Source organism: Nocardia tengchongensis (assembly GCF_054781395.1).
In genome coordinates this window covers 563,965-582,085 of record NZ_BAAGUM010000017.1, presented here as the reverse complement: position 1 = coordinate 582,085, position 18,121 = coordinate 563,965, and the positions used below count along the sequence as shown (strand labels likewise).

The window sequence follows — 18,121 nt, the reverse complement described above, 5'->3', positions numbered from 1 at the left end:
CAGTTCAGACCGCACGCCACGCCCGAAATCGGATTTTCGCGTCAGCCGGGGAAATACAAGGGAGCCAGCGCCACTCCCCCCTGCCCCCAGCCCGCATGAGTGACCCAGTACGCGCCGCCGTGCACGATCACCTCCGCCGCGTGGGCACGCACATGTCCCACGCGGTCGGACGTGTCGAAATGAAATGGGTTGTCACTGCGGAAGATGTCGGTGCCGACGTAGTCCGGCCGCGGACCGATGAACAGATACCAGTGCGCGCCGTGCCGCACGACGAACGGCGATTCGGTACTGCCCGCACCCGTGCCCGTCGTGGGATCGGTATAGGCGATGCGCCGGTCACTCCAACGCAGCAGATCCATACTCGTGCGGTAGGCGACGACGTGGTTCCCGCCGGTAGGAGCACTGGTAGCGCAGTAGTACATGACCCACCGATCCCCCACCCGCAACACCATCGGGTCCCGCGCGTCATAACCATCACGGAACACCGGACTCGCCGGATGCCGAACCCAATGGAACAGATCGGTGGAAACAGCCAGCCCCATACCGGTTGCCGTGCGGTCGCTTCCGCCACCGTCATAGAACATCCAGTACAGGTCCCGATCCCGCACCACGAACGGCGCCCACAGATGCCGTTCCCCCCGCCCCCGATCCACCGTCAGCACCGCAGGCTGCTTCACCCACGGCCCATGCGGATCCTCCGCGACAGCGTGCGCGAACTCGGTCTCATCGAAGGGATCGGCCGGCTCCAGATGCGTGATCCCGAACAGATGCCACCGCCCCACCTGATCCCGAATCATCGTGTGATCGTTGATATACCAGCGCCGATCCCCCTCACTCGGGTCATAGATGCGCCGAAACTCCCCCGCTGTGATCCCAGCCAATCCGCGTCCTCCACCGATTCGCCATCGCTACTTGATCAGTCGACGCGCCACGACGTAGATCAAGGCGGTGAGCCGCAAGCCATTACGCGGACCAGGCGACAACACCCCGAACCACCGTACCGAGCGCGCCGAGCAGCGCGAGCATTACCACCACTTGTCGCGCAAGTGCCGAACCGACCCAGGGGGCGAGATAGTTGCCGACCAGCAGTCCACCCAGCAATGCCCCAACCAGCATCGACAGTCCGGCGGCCGGAATAGCGGGCAGCCCTTTCAACGAGAGTGCGGCGACCGCTTGCGCCGCGAAGCAGCACTGACTGGTCGCCGCGAATGCCTTCTGATCCCAGCGCGTAGCGACCGCGTACGTCGTGAGCGCGGGGCCACCGACACCAGCGGTCGCAGTCATGAACCCTGACACCAGTCCGGTGCCGACTGTTGTCATCAGACTGGGGGCAAAACGGGCCCGTGCAACCAAGAGCACCGATCCCAACCCGAGCAGAATCATCGAACCGACGAAGACCTGCAACGGTCCAGACGGAAGCAGTTGCGCCGCAATGGCACCCGGAAACACGCCGAGCACCCCGGCCGGCGCCAGCCGCACGAGCTTGTCGATATCCACATCGCGCCAGGTCATCGCCAACACCACCATGGCGACTATCAGCGCTAGCGAATTCGCGAGAACAATGCCCTGGAACGGACCGGCCAGCAACACCAGCATCGGTGCCGCCACCAGCGCGAAACCTAACCCTGTCACGCGTTGGAGTGCGGCCCCCGCGAACACGGCAAGCCCGAGCCAGACCGACACCCATGTCACCCTAGCTTCGGCTATCGGCCGAACCGGAAGGTGAGTCCGACGACCCGCCGCAATGAATGCTCTCGGGCATCGATCGAGCAGGACATGGCGCCGGGAAACGGAGGCAGCCCTCGCAACCATCAGAAGAACGCATTAGCCTGAATCATCTTGTATCACAATGTAATTCGTCTTCCGATCGCGGTTGGGCAGGCGTAGAATTAGCACATGGATTCGAATGGGGTGACACTCGACGACTGCGGTATCGCTGAACTGGCGGCCGCGGTCTCGACCCTTTCGAACTCCGTTCAGAACTCCACGATGGCTCAGTTCTCCGACGACGATGTCGTCGCCTTGATGCAGCAACTCGAAGCCTGCAAGCGGCAACTGGCCGCGCTGGATACACGGCTGATCATCGAAGCCGGGGAACGTTCGCTGCACGCGCGTTCCGGAGCCGGGAAGATGGTGCCGTTCCTGCGGCACACCCTCGGCCTCTCACGCTACGACGCCGCGTTGCGAGTGAAGGTCACTCATCACTGCGGGGAATTCTTCGAACCGAGCGGACACCTGCGCCCAGCAGTGCTCCCTGTTATGGCGGAAGCGTTTGCCGCCGGGGAGATTTCCCGGGATCACGTCCGCAACATCATGGACGTGATGGACCACCTCCCGACCGACATCCCCACCGAAGCCCGCGTAGAGGCCGAGGAGATTCTCGTCGACTACTCCCGTGAGGGCTGGCCCGATGACCTGCCCAAGATCGGGCGCGACATCCTCGCCCGACTGGACCCGGACGGGAAGGTTGTCTCCGATGCCGACCGTCGGCGTCGGCGTGGGATCACCCTGTGCCGCCCCGGTGTGGATGGGATGTCCCGCATTGAAGGCTGGATTACTCCCGAGCTGCGGGCGTGCCTGGATGCTGTGTTCGCCAAGCTCGCGCGGCCCGGTATGTGCAACGTTGAAGACCCGGAAAGCCCTTCTGCCTCTGGTGGGTTCATCGCTGACAGTGTTCTCGATGCTGCCGCGCGCCGGGACGGGCGTGATGTGGGGCAGCGGACCCACGACGCGCTGATGGCGCTGGTGCAGCCGGGGGTGAACATGCGTGCGCTGGGGATGCACCGTGGGCTGCCGGTCGAGGTCGTTCTCACTATGAGCCTGTCCGACCTGGAGAACGGGACCGGGGTGGCCACCACCAACACCGGTACCCAGATCTCGATCAACGAGGCGCTGAAGATGGCCGAGGGAACCCACCCGGTGATCGCGGTTCTCGATGGCGACGGAATGCCGCTCTACCTGCGGCGCTCCCGCCGCACCGCCGACCGCGCCCAACGCCTCGCACTCATCGCCCGCGACAGAGGATGCACCCGCCCCGGGTGTGAACAACCAGCCAGTATGTGCGCCGCCCACCACGTGAATGACTGGGCAAAAGGCGGACCCACCGATATCAACAACCTGACACTCGTGTGCGATCACTGCCACGCGTTGATCAACGACGGGCCCGATGGGTGGAAAACCGTTGTGATGGGCAAAGACTCACCCCATCGGGGCCGAACGGGATGGATTGCTCCGAAAAGTGTTGATCCCACAGGCACGCCGAGGGTCAACGATCGCCATCACGTCGGGCAGGCGATCGCCGCTGCGATCGATTCCAGTTGCCGAAAGTGGCGCTCACGGGCTGCGTGAAACCCAGCTGCTCGTGTCCTGCTGGCGTGCGCAAAACTACATAGAGTGTGGTCGCCTCGCCTGCCCTACCGGACCTGGGCTGACGCCAAGCCGGGAGCCGTAACCCGCCGATCCCAGCGCACGGACTGCACGGATCACCTTCTCGAGACAAAGACCCAAAGACCCAGACACTCGAGACGACCTTCGAATCTTCTTTCCTCCCGGCACCTTCACGGTGCGTGTACCTCGACAACTTCAGAGTGTTTGTACCCCACACCGGGCCGATCCACGGCCGAGCCGTAATGAGGCCGGAAGGTGAGCGAGCCTCCCAACCCAGCCAGCCCCTCTCCCTTCTCCAGGCGTCTTTTATCTTTTAGTCCGTCCTTGTCTTTTGCCCTTCTCTCGAAATCTAGGACCGAACCAGTCCTAGATACCTTCGACAATGGACTCATGCCGGAACAACTCTCGCTGCGAACTCTCAACCGCACCCTCCTACTGCGTCAGAGGTTGAACGAGCGGGTGGATATGCCCGCCGCCGAGCTGATCCGCCACCTCGTCGCAGTGCAAGCGCAGGAGCCGAACTGGCCGTATGTCGGACTGTGGTCGCGGCTCAGCAGCTTTCGGCCGGATGAGCTGTCGGGGCTGCTGGAGGATCGAACCATTCTGCGTGCCACCACGATTCGACGAACCGTCCACCTGACAGACGCTCAGGATTACCGCTGGCTGTATCCGACGGTCCGGCCGGCCATCGAACCCACACTGCGATCGGTCCACCTCCGGGATGCGACGGAGGGGTTGGATATCTCCGAATTCACCTCGGCTGGACGAGAATTGCTGACCGGGGCCACTGTCTCCCGCCGCGACCTCGGCAAGCTGTTGTCGGAACGATTCCCCGGACGCGAGCCCCGCGACCTGGTCCATGCCCTCGGAATCATCCACCCGTTGGTGCACCACGCTGCTGCGGGCGCATGGGGCGCTTGGCGCGGCAGGTCGGTCTCGGTGTCGCTGGCCGAGGAGGTGGTGGGGGCACCGCTGGCGGATGGGCCGGAGCCGGAGATGTTGGTGCGGCGATATCTGGCCGCGTACGGTCCGGCTACCGCTGCCGACATTCAGGAGTTCGCGGGTGTCACGCGGCTCGGGTCGGTGTTGAACGGGATGCGGTCGAGTCTTCGAGTGCTGCAAGATGATTCGGGGCGGGAGCTGTTCGATCTTCCGGATGCGGTGATCGCGGAACCGGATCTTCCGGCGCCGGTCCGGTTTCTGCCCGCGTTCGACAACTCCTGCCTCGGGCACCGGGATCGACGTCGGATCATCGGGGACCAGGACCGCGCACGTATCGCGAAGATCGCTTCCGGCGGGGTGCCGATGTATCTGGTCGACGGTTTCGTGCACGGCCGTTGGGATTTGGACGGGTCGACCATTCGGGTCACGCCGTGGCATCCGCTCGCGGCCAGTGATGCGGACGCCCTGCACACTGAGGCTGAAAGACTGCTTCCCCTCCTCGCACCTGGCGAGAAGGGGAAGCTTGTGATCGAGAGGGTTGTCGCTTAGCCGACCAGAACTTCGCGGAGTCGCTGGAGTTCGGCGGGTGAAAGGTCGTTGGCGAGTAGCCATTCGGCGGCGCCACCGTGCTCGGCGTGCAGGTTTTGCAGGAAGCCGAGCATGACCTCCGGGGAGACGGCCAGGATGCCGGTGTTGGTCTGCGGCAGGCCCTCGTAGGAGGGGAGGGCGTCGAGACGGTCGCGGACCCGCTGGATGCGCTCGTTGGTGAGGGCGTAGTCGTGGGCGATCGCCTCGGCGGAGACGCCGACCGCATCCAGGAGGATGGCGGCCAGTACGCCGGTGCGGTCTTTGCCTGCGGCGCAATGGAACAGGACCGAGTGGCGGGCCGGGTCGATGATGAGGCGGACCGACTCCACGATGTGCTCGCCGCTGCCGCCGAGGAGCTGGCCGTACAGCTCGGTGAGGTCCACGCGGGTCTTGTCGGGGACCAGATCGCGGGCCGCCAAGGACGACTGCGGCGACTTGCGGATCGGCAGGTTCGCGATGTGCACCTCGGAGTCGCCGATCAGGCCGTAGCCTTCACGCTCCACCTCGTCGGGCAGGCGCAGGTCGATGACCGTGCGCAGGCCCAGCTTGTCCACCAGGTGCGACAGGTCATCGCAGGTGGCCTGCTGCAAGGTGCTCGAGCGGAGGACTACGCCGTAACGGGTGGCGCCGCCGCCCGCGACCGGGAGCCCGCCCAGGTCGCGAACATTGTCGATCTGGTCGAAGTCGATCCAGCGGCTGGTCACCGGCTCGGTCGTCGAAGGCTGCGACATCGAGTGCTGAGAATGATCAGTGGGCACGGCCGGCCGCCGCCTCTTCGGCGCGGGTCAGGCCGCACAGGCCGATCAGGTCTTCGTGCAGCTCGAACCAGACGGTGTGGTAGCTGTCCATGATGGGACGCGCCACGTAGGTGTGGTCGCCCTCGCCGATGCGCTCGACAGCGCGGTCGAGGCGATCCAGGTAGCGGGACAGGCGCGGGGCCAGGCCGCCCAGGCGGGCGATCAGCGGGCGCAGCGTCTGGTGGGTCCCGTTCAGGCGGGCCAGCACCGAGGCGTCGTAGTCGGCGTCGGCGTGGTCGTTGACCGTGGCCGGGTCCTTCATCTGCCAGTCGGTGATGATCACCTTGAGGTCGGCGTTGTAGACGCAGAACTCGTCGTAGGCGGCGGTCATGGCCGCGGCGTCCACGGTGCCGCGCTCCTCGGCGAGCAGCTGCTCCAGGCGCGGACGACCCTCGGGGGTGATGCGGAAACCGGCCGGAGTGGTGGCGCAGAAGCCCGCGGCCACCAGATCCTCACAGCAGGAAGCGATCTCGGCGGCATCGGCGAACAGGCTGGCCGCCAGATTGTCGGCGTTCACCCGGCCCTTGATGCCCACCAGCCGCAGCACGGCCAGTTCGGTGACGGGAGCCTGCACGGCGGTCACTTCCTCCTGCTCGATGTTCTCGGTTGCGGCGGAACGGTTTTCCAGACGCTCGGCCAGCTGTGCGCCCTCGACGCCGGCCCACTGGGCCAGCTGGCGCACATCGTCGAGCACCGCCTGCTCGACCGGCTTGGCGACGACCTCGCCGGGCAGCACCAGGCCGGCGCCGCCGTCGACGGTCACGGTCTTGCCGGTCAGCGCGGCGACCACACCGGGCCCGCAGCCGACCACACACGGCCGTCCGAGCTCACGGCTCACCAGCGCGGCATGCGAAGTGGTGCCGCCCAATTCGGTGACGATGGCCCGCGCGGCGATCATGCCGTGCAGATCGTCGGGGCTGGTGGTGGGACGCACCAGGATGATGTCCTCGCCCGCCTCGGCGCGGGTCTCGGCCTCGTCGGGATCGGTCACGACGACACCGGAAGCCAGTCCGGGGCAGGCGGATTCGCCGCGCGCCAGCGGCTCCTGGCCGGCGCTGTCACCGGAGGCCGGGCGCAGCACCTCACGCACCTGATCGGGGGTGACCCGATCCAGGGCCTCGTCGGCGCTGATCAGACCCTCTTCCACCATGGCGACCGCGGTACGCACCGCCGCCCGCGCCGACCGCTTGGCCGGACGCGACTGCAGCAGCCACAAGGTGCCGGATTCGACGGTGAACTCGATGTCCTGAAGATCGCGGCCGTCCCGCTCCAGCAGCTGCGCGGCGGCGATCAGCCGCTCGTGCACCCCGGGCTGGCTGACGGCCAGGTCGTCGAGGGGGCGCGGGGTCAGACGGCCGGACACCACGTCCTCGCCCTGCCCGCCGACCAGCCACTCGCCGTACACCGGGCCGTCGCCGGTGTTGGGGTTGCGGCTGAAAAGCACTCCGGTGCCGGAGGATTCGTCGAGGTTGCCGAACACCATGGCCTGCACGGTGACGGCGGTGCCCATGGTGTCGGCCAGGCCGCGGTGGGCGCGATAGGTCTTGGCGCGCGGGGAATCCCAGGACCGGAAGACGGCCTCGACCGCGCCGCGCAGCTGCTCCCACGGATCGGTCGGGACCGCGCCGTTCGCGTCGCCGAGCACGGTCTCGCGGTACTGGTGCACGAAACGGTCGCGGGTGTCCTGCGCGTAGCCGGGGTTGCGGGTCTCGGCGGCCAGCGCCTGCTGCACCGCGTCGGTCATGCCCAGGTTGAGGACGGTGTCCATCATGCCGGGCATGGAGATGGCCGCACCCGAACGCACCGACACCAGCAGCGGGCGATCCGCCGAACCGAAGCGGCGGCCCGTGCCGCGCTCGATCACGGCGATGCCGGCGAGCACCTGCGCCCAGATCTCATCGGCGATCGAGCCGCGCTCGGTGTAGTCGGCCCAGCCGTCGGTGGTGATCACGAACGCGGGCGGCACCGGCAGCCCGAGCGCCCGCATGTGATCGATGCTCCACGCCTTGCCGCCGATCTTGTCCCGCGACAGTCCACACGCGCCGTCGAGTTCGACAACGGTGGTCGCGCCCGCCGCAAGGTCCAGGCGCTGCGCAAGCTCCGTTCCGGCCGTCATGTCACTCCTTCGAGATTCTGGATTCATTCGCACTCCAGCGTTTTCCGCCGCTGATGGAGCGGCCTGCCGGGCAATATCCGTCCCCCCGACGGTTCCACTACAACGAGGGTGCCGTGTGACGCCCCGCACCCCCAAGTCCCATCCCGATGACCGGAACGGTGTTTAATTTGCCCCTCCGCTTCGCTCCGGGGCGGGTTCGCGGCGCTGGAGGTCTCGTTCTTCCCTCCCTCCGCTCCTCCGCTTCGCTCCCCCGCTCCACTCAGTCCAGAACAAGCGCTCCGCCTCCCCGCGCTTGCGCCGCGAACTATGGGCGCATCGATGTCGGCGGCTGATGCGTATGTCGGCGGCTGATGCGCCGCAGAGCGTATGGGCGCAGCGTTGTCGGCGGCTGATGCGTATGTCGGCGGCGGACGCACCGCAGAGGGTGTGGCACGCCCGGTCAGCGGGATGGCACGACGAAAGCGGGCAAGGGGGTGTGCCGGGTGGGGCAGGATGGGCGGATGGATCGGCGGCACTCGGGCGGCATCTCCGCGGTCGGACCTGTGACGACCATTCCGGCGCTGGTGGCGGATCGGGCGCGACGCTACCCCGAAGCGCTGGCCATCGCCGGGCCCGCCGGACGGCTCACCTTCTCCGAACTAGCCGACGAGGTGGCCGCGGTGACACGGGCCGCGATCGCCTCCGGGATCGAGGTCGGCGACCGGGTCGGCATCTGGGCTCCCAACAGTGTGCGCTGGATCGTGACGGCTCTAGGCATGCTCGGCGCGGGCGCCACCCTGGTGCCGATCAGCACCCGGCTACGCGGCCCCGAAACCGCCGATGTGCTGGCCCGCAGCCACGTCAAGGCGCTGTGCACGGTGCAGGAGTTCCTGGGCGCGGACTATCCGGCCATGCTCGCCGAATCCGGCCGCCCGCTACCGGATCTGGAACACCTCATCCTGCTCGACGACGCCCGCGGCGAGAGCGCCGCCGGCTGGGACATCAGCTCGTGGGCCGGATTCCTGGCCCCCGGCGCGGTGATCGACCCGCAGTCCGCGATCGAACGCTCCACCGGCCTGGACCCGGAGTCCATCTCCGACATCCTGTTCACCTCCGGCACCACCGGCGCACCCCGCGGCGTGCTCGCCACCCACCGCCAGACCCTCGAGGTTTTCGCGCAGTGGTCCGACACCGTGACCCTGCGCCCGCGTGACCGATATTTGCTGGTGAATCCGTTCTCGCACACCTTCGGCTACAAGGCCGGCATCCTGGCCTGCTTGCTACGTACCGCCACCATGGTGCCGATGGAACGCTTCGACGCGGTCCGCGCGCTGGAGCTGATCGAGACCGAGCGGATCACCGTGCTGGCCGGGCCGCCAACCCTTTTCACCGACCTGCTGGCCGCCGGCCACGAGGACTACATGCTCGGCTCGCTACGCCTGGCGGGCACCGGCGGCGCGACCATCCCCGCCGAACTGGTCCGCCGCATCCGCGAGGATCTGCGCATCCCCGCCGTGTTCACCGCCTACGGCCTCACCGAGTCGATCGGCGTCGTCTCCATCTGCGCACCCGGCTCCCCCATCGAACTCGCCACCGAGACCGTGGGAAAACCCTTGCACGGCAGCGAGATCCGCATCGTCGACCGCGAAGGCAAACCGCTGGAATCGGGCGAGCCGGGCGAGATCACCGTCAAGGGCCCCAATGTCATGCACGGCTACCTCGACGATCCGGAAGCCACCGCGGCAGCCATCGACGCCGACGGCTTCCTGCACACCGGCGACGTCGGCACCCTCGACGCGGACGGCTCCCTCCGCATCACCGACCGGCTCAAGGACATGTTCATCGTCGGCGGCTTCAACGCCTACCCCGCCGAGATCGAGCGGGTCCTGCTGCAACACCCCGATATTCGTGATGTCGCCGTCATCGGCGTCCCCGACGAGCGACTCGGAGAAGTCGGCCGGGCCTATATCGTCCCCCGCGCCGGAGCCCCCACCGACCCGGCCCCCATCCTCGAATGGTCCCGCACCCGGCTCGCGGGCTACAAAGTGCCGCGGGAGATCGTCTTCACCGACGACCTCCCGCGCAATGCCGGCGGCAAGGTGCTCAAGCAGCGCCTGCGCGGCCCGGCCTGATCAGCTCCCCAGCACCGGGTCCCGCGCCCACCGGTACAGGTGGGCGATCGCCGGTTCCACGATGGAGCCGGGGATCTCGGCGTCGAACCAGCGGTCCACATGCGTCCAGTGGTACGGGTGCAGCAGGTAGTCGCCGTTGAGCCCGTCCGGATCCGTGAACTCCTGCTCCCAGACGTGCGTCCAGCGGGCGTGGCCGGGCACCCGGCTCAACGACCAGGACTTGATGGCCGGGATGTGCGCGGGCATGGCCATCAGGTCGGATTCGAAGCGCGACACCGTCTCCGGCGACGTCCCCTCGCGCACCGTGAGCAGCAGGGTCCGCTTGACTCGGCGGCGCGCGTCCAGCCGCACCACCCGAGCGTGCACGGGAGCCAGCGGCACCACATCGGCGGCCGCGGTCAGTCCCGGCAGCACCGCGGCGGGCGCGGAATCGGTGGTCAGATCCCACACCGCGCCCTGCCCGCCGGTGCTGCCCGGCAGGTCGACCCCGGCCGAACAGTGCGTGACGCGGGGACTCGCGGCGGCCGCCGAGGCGAAGGCGGCCAGCCGATCGTCGGTGTCGTCCGGGTGCGGGGCGGCGAGAATCACCCAGCGGCTCATACCGATTCCTCCTGCATCGCCATGACATGCCGTTCGCGGGTCAGCGCGACGGCATCGGTGTCCGACCAGAACGCCGCCACCGCGGGATCGGCCGCCGCGGCGGCGCGCATGCCGTAGAAGTCGTAGATGCCGGGCAGCTCCCAGATGATCTGCAGCGCCACCGAATCGGTTCCGGTGTGCTCGCGCAGCACCTGCGGGGCGCGCAGGCCGCGGGCGGTCGCGCCGGGCAGGTAGTCGCCGCGCCAGCGGGCCAGCCAGTCCTGGGCCCGGTCCGCGGGCAGCACGACCCGGTCGAGGACGCGGACGGGGGTCGCCGGGTTCACAGCTTCGCCTCCACGTCGTTGCGGTAGCGATCCACATACGCCGCAAGGTTTTCCACGCCGTTGAGCAGCGACTCCGGGCCGAACATGGGCGGGGTCAGCACGATGCGGCTCGCGCCGGCGGTGACGTAGGGGCGCACGTAGTCGGCGTCGAACTCACGCACGAAGTCGAAGGAGCCGGGCCAGATGGTCATCTCGACGGCGTCCTCGGAACGTCCGGCGGCCGCCGACAATTCGCGGATCTTGTCCGCGCCGTGCGCGAAATCCTCCGACGAGATCGTGTACGGGAACCAGCCGTCACCCTCCCGGGCCGCCCGGCGCACGGCCGGAGCGCTGTTGCCGCCCAGCACGATCGGGATGGACCGTTCCGGCTGCGGCTGACAGAACTGCCGGTCGAACGACACGTGCTTGCCGTGATAGTTCGCCGGGGCCTCCGTCCACAGAGCGCGCATCGCCCCGATGCAGTCGTCGAGGCGGCCGCCACGATCCTCGAACGGGACGCCGATGGCCGCGTATTCCTCTTTCTGCCAGCCGATTCCGAGGCCCAGCAGCAGCCGTCCGTCCGAGATCCGGTCGAGGGTGGCCGCCCGCTTGGCCAGCACCACCGGACTGTGCAGCGGGGCCACCATCATGGCGGTGCCCAGCTTCACGGTGTGCGACGCCGCGGCCACGAACGCGAGGGTCTCCAGCGGGTCGGTCATCGGCACCCCGATGCCGCCGCCGCCCGGCATCCGCCCGTCCGGCGAGTACGGGTACAGCGGCTCGTAATCCTGGGCCACCACAACGTGTTCCACGGTCCAGATCGATTCCAGCCCGCATTCCTCGGCCGCCGCGGCGAACTCCCGTAGGAATCCGCCCGAGGTCACCAGGCCGTCGAGATATGGCATGAGCATGCCGATGCGCATCGGCCGCCTCCGTCCTTCCGGGTAACGGCCCGTCAGTGGGCCACGCGTCGATCGTGGCGTGTTGCCGAGGTCACAATCAGGAAGGGTCCCGTTCACTGGGACCGTATATAACCGCAGGTCAGATCTATTTTTCCGGACAATGACCGGTAGCCCCGCACCTGGGGTGCGGGGCTACCGGAACGAACGTGAGTTGCTTAGATTTCCTTGCGCATCTGGGCGGTCAGGGGCTTCATGTAGCCCGAACCCAGCAGGCGGCGCATGACGTTCATCGCCTTGGCGTCCTTGCCGATCAGGATGAGCGGCTTGTTCTTGCGGATGCCGTTGACGATGGTCTTGGCGCAGTCCTCGGGGCTGGTCTGGGCCAGGCGGTCGAAGTTGGCGGCCAGGTCGTCGCGGTCACGGGTGGCGGCGGCCCGTGCCTTCCAAGCGATCTCGGTCTTGATCATGCCGGGGTGGATGCTGGAGACGCCCACGTTGTGGCCGGCGATGATCATCTCCTGACGCAGCGCATCGCTGATCGCGTGCATGGCGTACTTGGAGGAGCTGTAGCCGCCCTGGCTGGGGCAGGCCACCAGGCCGAACATGCTGGAGACATTGGCGATGTGGCCGTCACCGGAGGCGACCACGTGCGGCAGGAACGCCTTCACGCCGTGCAGGGTGCCCCAGTAGTTGATGCCGAAGATCCACTCCAGGTCTTCCCAGGAGACTTCCTCGATATTGGCGGTCAGCGAGACACCGGCGTTGTTGATGACGATGTTGACCTTGCCGAAGTCGGCCACCACTTCGTCGGCGTGCGCGTAGACGGCGGCACGGTCGGCCACGTCCAGCTTGTAGGCGCGGGCCTTGGCGCCCGCCTTCTCGCACAGCGCCACGGTCTCGGCGACGTTGTCGTAGTTTCGGCCGGACAGCGCGAGCTGCGCCCCGTTGCGAGCCAGCTCGAGGGCCAGCGCGCGGCCGATGCCCGCGCCCGCACCGGTGATCACAGCGACTTTGCCGTGGAAGTCCTTCATGGGTGTTTCCTTGTCTCGCAACGGAGTTGTTACTGGGTGGTGAAGCCGCCGTCGGCGATGAACTCGGCGCCGGTGCTGTAGGAGGAGTCGTCGGAGATGAGGAACAGCACCATGTTGGCGAGTTCCTCGGGGGTGGCCGGGCGGGCGATGGGCTGGTTGGCCGCGATGCTCGCCGACCGCTCGGACGCCGCGACCATCTCGGTGGCGACGATGCCCGGGTGCACGGAGTTGACGCGGACATTGTCGGCCGCGAATTCCTGTGCGGCGGTTTTGCTCATGCCGCGCACCGCCCACTTGGAGGCCACGTAGCCCAGGATGTTCGAGTAGCCGATCAGGCCGCCGGTCGAGGAGATGTTCACGATGGAACCGACCCCGGCGCGACGCATGGAGCCGATGACGGCTTTCATACCGAGGAACACCCCGACCTGGTTGACGTCGATCACCTTGCGGTAGTCGGCCTCCGAGAGCTTTTCGATCGGGTCGACGTGCACGATGCCCGCGTTGTTGACCAGACCCGAGATCGGCCCGAAGGCCGCCTCGGTCTGCGCGACCACGTCGTTCCAGGCCGCCTCGTCGGTCACGTCGAGCGGGAAGAACCGTGCGGTGTCACCGATTTCGGCGGCGACAGCCTGCCCGGCCTCGGTGAGCACGTCGGTGATGACCACCTTCGCACCCTCGGCCGCGAGCTTGCGGGCGAAGGCCGCCCCCATGCCCCGTGCACCGCCGGTGACGATGACGACCTTCGAATCAACCCGTCCCATGTCAGTTCTCCTGTGCCGCTCGGGATTCCGATGCCACGACGGCTTCCGCGTCCGCCAGATGGTTGGCCGCGATGAAGCCGAACACCATGGCGGGGCCGATGGTCGCGCCGGCGCCGGCGTAGTCGTTGCCCATGACGGCGGCGGAGTTGTTGCCCGCCGCGTACAGGCCGTTGATGACCGTGCCCTGGTCGTCGAGCACGCGGGCGTACTCGTCGGTGACCAGGCCGCCCTTGGTGCCCAGGTCGCCCGGCACCATCTCGACCGCGTAGAACGGGCCGCGCTCGAGCGGGGCCAGGGTCGGGTTGGGCTTGACGGTCGGGTCGCCGTAGTAGCGGTCGTAGGCCGAATCTCCGCGACCGAAGTCCTCGTCGCGGCCGTTGCGGGCGAAGCCGTTGAAACGGTTCACGGTCGACGCCAGGGTGTCGGCCGGAACGCCCAGCTTGGCGGCCAGCTCGGCGAGGGTGTCGGCCTGCTTGATGATGCCCGCGTCGAAGTACTTCTGGGGCAGCGGCCGCTTGGGGAAGTTGCCCAGGAAGAGGTACCGGTCACGGAAGTTCTGGTCGAAGATGAAGTGCGCGGGAATGCTGCCCGGCACCTTCTTCTCCTCCTCGTACATGGTGTGCACGACGTTCACGTACGGCGCGGACTCGTTGACGAACCGCTCGCCCTTGGCGTTGACCACGATGGCGCCCGGCTGCGAACGCTCGGCCAGCATGAAGAACGGCGGGCCGTCGGGGTTGCGCACCGAGGGACCCCACCAGGCGTCGTCCATCAGATCGACCGCGGCGCCGGCCTTCTGGCCCGCCACGATGCCCTCGCCGACGTTCTCGGTCGCGCCCACGGTCCAGCCGGTGTTCTGCGGGCCGTCGATGTACTGCTCGCGCATCTCCAGGTTGTGCTCGAAGCCGCCCGCGGCCAGCACCACGCCGCGGCGCGCCTTGATGGTGACCGTGCGGCCCTCGTGCTCGGCGCGCACGCCGACCACGGTGCCGCCCTCCACGACCAGGTCGGTGAGCGGGGTGTTCAGCCACACCGGCACGCCCGCGTCGCGCAGCGACAGCCACAGCCGCGCGGCCAGCGCCTTGCCCAGGCTCAGCGGCTTGGCGCCCTTGATCATGTTCAGCGCGGTCTGGGCGCCGACCTTCATGGCGGTCTTCTTGCCGGCCCAGGTGCGGGCGATCATGTTCAGGTCGTGGAAGTCCTTGACCGTGATCGCGATGCCCTTGGGGGCGGACATGGTCGGGCGGTTGATCTTGTCCAGATCCGCGCCGAGCAGACGGCCGTCGATGATCTTGGGCTCGATGCTGCGACCCTGCGCCAGACCACCCGGGAACTCCGGGTGGTAGTCGGAGTAGCCGCGGTCATAGGCGAAGGCCCAGTGCTTGGAGCGGGCGCCGATGTAGCGGAACATCTCCGGGCCCTGCTCCAGGAAGGCGCGCTGCTTGGCTTCCGGAACCCGGTCGCCGACAACGGCTTTCAGATAGGTGCGGGCCATCTCCGGGCTGTCCGGCACGCCCGCGGCCTGCAGCACCGGGTTGTTCGGCACCCAGATGCCGCCGCCCGAGCGCGCGGTGGAGCCGCCGAACAGAGCGCTCTTCTCGATCAGGGTGACCGACAGGCCCCGGTAGGCGGCGGTCAGCGCGGCGGTCATGCCGGCCGCGCCGGAACCCACCACAACGACGTCGAATTCGAATTCCATGAATCTCTATCCTTAGTAGCCGCAGCTGGTCAGCATGCCGCCGTCGACGACGAATTCGCCTCCGGTGCAATAGCTCGAGGCGTCGGAGGCCAGGAACAACGCCACCTCGGACACCTCGACCGGCTGACCCCAGCGCGGAATGGGCAATTCGGAGAAGAAGGAGTTGCCGTCCACCCCGGACGCGCCCGCCACGGACGCGGTCATGGGGGTGGCGATGCCGCCGGGATGAATCGAGTTCACCCGGATACCCGAGTGACCCAGCTCCCGGGCGGCCGACTTGGTGAGACCGCGCAGCGCGAACTTGCTCGCGCTGTAGGCGGACAGACCGGCCGCACCGACGAAGCCCTCGACCGAGGACACGTTCACGATGGACCCGCCACCGGCGGCGATCAGCGCGGGCGCGGCGGTCTTGATACCGAGGAAAGCGCCCGTGACGTTGATGTTCATGATGGTGTTGAACTCGTCCAGGCTCATCTCGAGGATGCGCTTGAACCGCAGGATCCCGGCATTGTTGACCAGCACGTCCAGCTTGCCGAACTGCTCGACAGCCGCGGAAACCGCCGCCTGCCAATCGGATTCGCTGGTGATGTCGTGGTGCACGTAGTGGACGGCGTCGCCCAGCTCGGCGGCCAGCGCCTTGCCTTCGTCATCGAGCACGTCACCGAACACGACCCGCGCGCCCTCGGCGACGAACCGGCGCACATGCTCCGCTCCCATGCCGCGAGCGCCACCGGTCACCAGTGCCACCTTGCCGTCCAGCTGTCCCACCTGATCCCGTCCTTCCTCCGCTGTTCAACCGACGCTAAGTCCCGATGCGGAGGACCGGCACGGTGTGGTCCCGGCCACTGAGACAACCTCATGACCTGAGGCTATGGGTGCCGTTGTATTTCGTTTAGGCATAGCGGCGCGGTAAGGAGCTCGGATGAAGTTCTCGATGATCTTCGAAGCGCAGATGACCGACCCCACCGCCGCCCACGAAGCCCAGGTGCTGCGCGACTGCGTCGAACAGGCCGTGCTCGCCGACCAGGTCGGCTTCGACACCGTGTGGGCCGTCGAACACCACGGACTCAAGTGGTACGCCCACATGAGCGCACCGGAGATCTTCCTGACCTGGGTCGCCGCCCAGACCACCCGGATCCGCATCGGGCACGGCGTGGTGTGCATGCCGTTCAACTTCAACCACCCCGTCCGCGCCGCCGAACGCGCCGCCATGCTCGACGTGCTCTCCGGCGGCCGGCTGAACCTGGGCGCGGGCCGCGGCGCGACCGCCGTCGAAACCTCCATGTGCGGCGTCGACCCCGACCGCACCTACCAGGAGGTCGAGGAATCGCTGCGGATGATCGCCGCCGCCTGGCAGGACCCCGAGGGCGGATTCGAATACCACGGCGAACTGCTCGACATCGGCCCGCACCATCTGCTGCCCCGGCCGGTGCAGCGCCCGCATCCGCCGCTGTTCATGGCCTGCACCAAGAAGGACACACTGAAACTGGCCGCCGACTACGGAATCGGGGCGCTCGTGCTGGGTTTCGCCGGCATCGAGGAAATCGCGGAGCTGCGCCGCATCTACGATGCCGCCATCGCGGCCCGCACCGGCGAACGCTTCGTCTCCACCGTCGTCAACGACCACTTCGCGGCGCTGTGCCCGACCATCGTCCTCGACGATCGCGAGCGGGCCCGCCAGATCGGCGCGCGCGGACAGCGGTTCTTCGCGCAGTCCATCAAGTACTACTACGGCGCGGGCCCGGTGCCCGACGAGGCCGTGGACCCGGGCGCGGACGAGCTCGCCAAGATGCGTGAAGTCGCCGACGAGCACGTCGCCTACCTGCACGAGGCCAAGATCCCGGTGAAGACCGGGGCGACGGCCATCTTCAACACCGAGCACGCCTACGGCACCGCCGAGGACGCCATCGCCTACGTCGAGCGGCTGCGCGACGCGGGCGCCGACGAGATCCTGTGCCTGATCCAGATGGGCACCGTCCCCCAGGAGGCGTGCCTGGAAACCATCCGTCAGTGGGGGGAGAAGGTCATCCCCCACTTCCGCAACAAGTAGCACCGTCTCAACTCAGACAGAGAAGGAAACCGAAATGGCTGATCTGACCGGCAAAGTCGCCCTGATCACCGGTGCCGCTCGCGGCCAGGGCGCGGCCGAGGCCCGCCTGTTCGTCGAGCGCGGCGCGAAGGTGGTCATCACCGACGTGCTCGAGACCGAGGGCAAGGAACTCGCCGAATCCCTCGGCGAGAACGCGCGTTTCGTGCGCCACGACGTCACCGACAGCGACAGCTGGGACGCCGGCGTCGCGGTCGCCGTCGACACCTTCGGCAAGCTGGACGTGCTGGTCAACAACGCGGCCATCTACACCATGAAGCCGATCGCCGAGACCACTCCCGAAGAGCTGGAACGGATTCTGACGGTCAACCTGGTCGGCGCGTTCCGCGGCATCAAGGCCGTGCTGCCGGCGATGACCGCGAACGGCGGCGGCTCCATCGTGAACATCTCCTCGCAGTCCGGGCTCGAGGGTCTGATGAACCACTCCGCCTACGGCTCCTCCAAGTGGGGCCTGCGCGGCCTGTCCAAGGTCGCCGCGCTGGAGCTGGGCCTGTCCCAGATCCGGGTCAACTCGGTCTATCCCGGTCCCATCGCCACCCCGATGGTCCCCTACCTGACCACCGGCCCCGGCAGCTTCCCGACGCTGCCGCTGGAGCGCACCGGCCTGCCCGAGGAGGTCGCCGAACTGGTCGCCTTCCTCGCCTCCGACGCCTCGGCCTACATCACCGGCGCCGAAGTGGCGGTCGACGGCGGCCTGGCCGCGGGCAAGTTCATTCCGCGCGGCATGTAGCAGCCCCGCGGAACCCGAACCACGACAGCGCGATCCAGGAAGGCCCGA

Annotated in this window: 16 protein-coding genes; 5 read left to right on the top strand and 11 right to left on the bottom strand. The window is 67.7% G+C overall.

Annotated features, from left to right (window positions below):
- Positions 1 to 41: 41 nt before the first annotated feature.
- Both ACYVKL_RS33700 and ACYVKL_RS33695 read right to left on the bottom strand, forming a co-directional pair.
- Complete coding sequence (locus ACYVKL_RS33700) at positions 42 to 881, bottom strand: glycoside hydrolase family protein (protein ID WP_379167055.1); 840 nt, start codon at positions 879 to 881, stop codon at positions 42 to 44.
- Between the two features lie 82 nt (positions 882 to 963).
- A complete protein-coding gene (locus tag ACYVKL_RS33695; RefSeq protein WP_379167057.1) occupies positions 964 to 1,683 on the bottom strand; it encodes a TSUP family transporter in 720 nt (239 codons plus the stop codon).
- Between the two features lie 213 nt (positions 1,684 to 1,896).
- Here ACYVKL_RS33695 and ACYVKL_RS33690 point away from each other — a divergent pair, with 213 nt between their 5' ends.
- Together ACYVKL_RS33690 and ACYVKL_RS33685 are read left to right on the top strand one after the other, a co-directional pair.
- Positions 1,897 to 3,348 (top strand): HNH endonuclease signature motif containing protein, encoded by a 1,452-nt coding sequence (locus ACYVKL_RS33690; protein WP_379167059.1) that lies wholly within the window; start codon positions 1,897 to 1,899, stop codon positions 3,346 to 3,348.
- Positions 3,349 to 3,852: 504 nt separating this feature from the next.
- Positions 3,853 to 4,878 carry a winged helix DNA-binding domain-containing protein gene (locus ACYVKL_RS33685; RefSeq protein ID WP_379167061.1) on the top strand — a complete coding sequence of 342 codons (1,026 nt, stop codon included), beginning with the start codon at positions 3,853 to 3,855 and terminating at the stop codon, positions 4,876 to 4,878.
- Here ACYVKL_RS33685 and ACYVKL_RS33680 read toward each other — a convergent pair.
- Both ACYVKL_RS33680 and ACYVKL_RS33675 read right to left on the bottom strand, forming a co-directional pair.
- Complete coding sequence (locus tag ACYVKL_RS33680; protein ID WP_379167062.1) at positions 4,875 to 5,648, bottom strand: tyrosine-protein phosphatase; 774 nt, start codon at positions 5,646 to 5,648, stop codon at positions 4,875 to 4,877. The genes ACYVKL_RS33685 and ACYVKL_RS33680 overlap by 4 nt on opposite strands.
- A 16-nt stretch (positions 5,649 to 5,664) precedes the next feature.
- Positions 5,665 to 7,830 (bottom strand): pyruvate, phosphate dikinase, encoded by a 2,166-nt coding sequence (locus tag ACYVKL_RS33675; protein WP_379167064.1) that lies wholly within the window; start codon positions 7,828 to 7,830, stop codon positions 5,665 to 5,667.
- Positions 7,831 to 8,330: 500 nt separating this feature from the next.
- On the opposite strand from ACYVKL_RS33675, the gene ACYVKL_RS33670 reads away from it, so the two are divergent.
- Positions 8,331 to 9,941 carry a FadD3 family acyl-CoA ligase gene (locus tag ACYVKL_RS33670; RefSeq protein ID WP_379167067.1) on the top strand — a complete coding sequence of 537 codons (1,611 nt, stop codon included), beginning with the start codon at positions 8,331 to 8,333 and terminating at the stop codon, positions 9,939 to 9,941.
- Here ACYVKL_RS33670 and ACYVKL_RS33665 read toward each other — a convergent pair whose 3' ends face one another.
- The 7 genes from ACYVKL_RS33665 to ACYVKL_RS33635 all read right to left on the bottom strand — a co-directional run bounded on the left by ACYVKL_RS33665 (position 9,942) and on the right by ACYVKL_RS33635 (position 16,004).
- Positions 9,942 to 10,541 (bottom strand): Dabb family protein, encoded by a 600-nt coding sequence (locus ACYVKL_RS33665; protein ID WP_379167069.1) that lies wholly within the window; start codon positions 10,539 to 10,541, stop codon positions 9,942 to 9,944. It abuts the gene before it with no gap.
- Positions 10,538 to 10,864 carry a hypothetical protein gene (locus ACYVKL_RS33660; protein WP_379167071.1) on the bottom strand — a complete coding sequence of 109 codons (327 nt, stop codon included), beginning with the start codon at positions 10,862 to 10,864 and terminating at the stop codon, positions 10,538 to 10,540. The genes ACYVKL_RS33665 and ACYVKL_RS33660 overlap by 4 nt, the downstream gene beginning before the upstream one ends.
- Entirely contained in the window at positions 10,861 to 11,766 is a 906-nt protein-coding gene (locus ACYVKL_RS33655; protein WP_379167073.1) for an LLM class F420-dependent oxidoreductase, read from the bottom strand. Before ACYVKL_RS33655 ends, ACYVKL_RS33660 begins: the two co-directional genes overlap by 4 nt.
- A gap of 194 nt (positions 11,767 to 11,960) precedes the next feature.
- Positions 11,961 to 12,776, bottom strand: coding sequence for an SDR family NAD(P)-dependent oxidoreductase (locus ACYVKL_RS33650; RefSeq protein WP_379167075.1), 816 nt, complete (start codon positions 12,774 to 12,776; stop codon positions 11,961 to 11,963).
- A 29-nt stretch (positions 12,777 to 12,805) separates the two neighbouring features.
- On the bottom strand, positions 12,806 to 13,537 hold the full coding sequence (locus ACYVKL_RS33645) for a glucose 1-dehydrogenase (protein WP_379167078.1): 732 nt from the start codon (positions 13,535 to 13,537) through the stop codon (positions 12,806 to 12,808).
- Position 13,538: 1 nt separating this feature from the next.
- Complete coding sequence (kstD, locus tag ACYVKL_RS33640; RefSeq protein WP_379167080.1) at positions 13,539 to 15,236, bottom strand: 3-oxosteroid 1-dehydrogenase; 1,698 nt, start codon at positions 15,234 to 15,236, stop codon at positions 13,539 to 13,541.
- A 12-nt stretch (positions 15,237 to 15,248) separates the two neighbouring features.
- Positions 15,249 to 16,004 (bottom strand): glucose 1-dehydrogenase, encoded by a 756-nt coding sequence (locus ACYVKL_RS33635; protein ID WP_379167081.1) that lies wholly within the window; start codon positions 16,002 to 16,004, stop codon positions 15,249 to 15,251.
- A gap of 154 nt (positions 16,005 to 16,158) precedes the next feature.
- Between ACYVKL_RS33635 and ACYVKL_RS33630 the strand changes: the two genes are divergently transcribed.
- Both ACYVKL_RS33630 and ACYVKL_RS33625 read left to right on the top strand, forming a co-directional pair.
- Entirely contained in the window at positions 16,159 to 17,286 is a 1,128-nt protein-coding gene (locus tag ACYVKL_RS33630; protein WP_379167083.1) for an LLM class flavin-dependent oxidoreductase, read from the top strand.
- Between the two features lie 34 nt (positions 17,287 to 17,320).
- Complete coding sequence (locus tag ACYVKL_RS33625; protein ID WP_379167085.1) at positions 17,321 to 18,073, top strand: SDR family NAD(P)-dependent oxidoreductase; 753 nt, start codon at positions 17,321 to 17,323, stop codon at positions 18,071 to 18,073.
- Positions 18,074 to 18,121 lie beyond the last annotated feature (48 nt).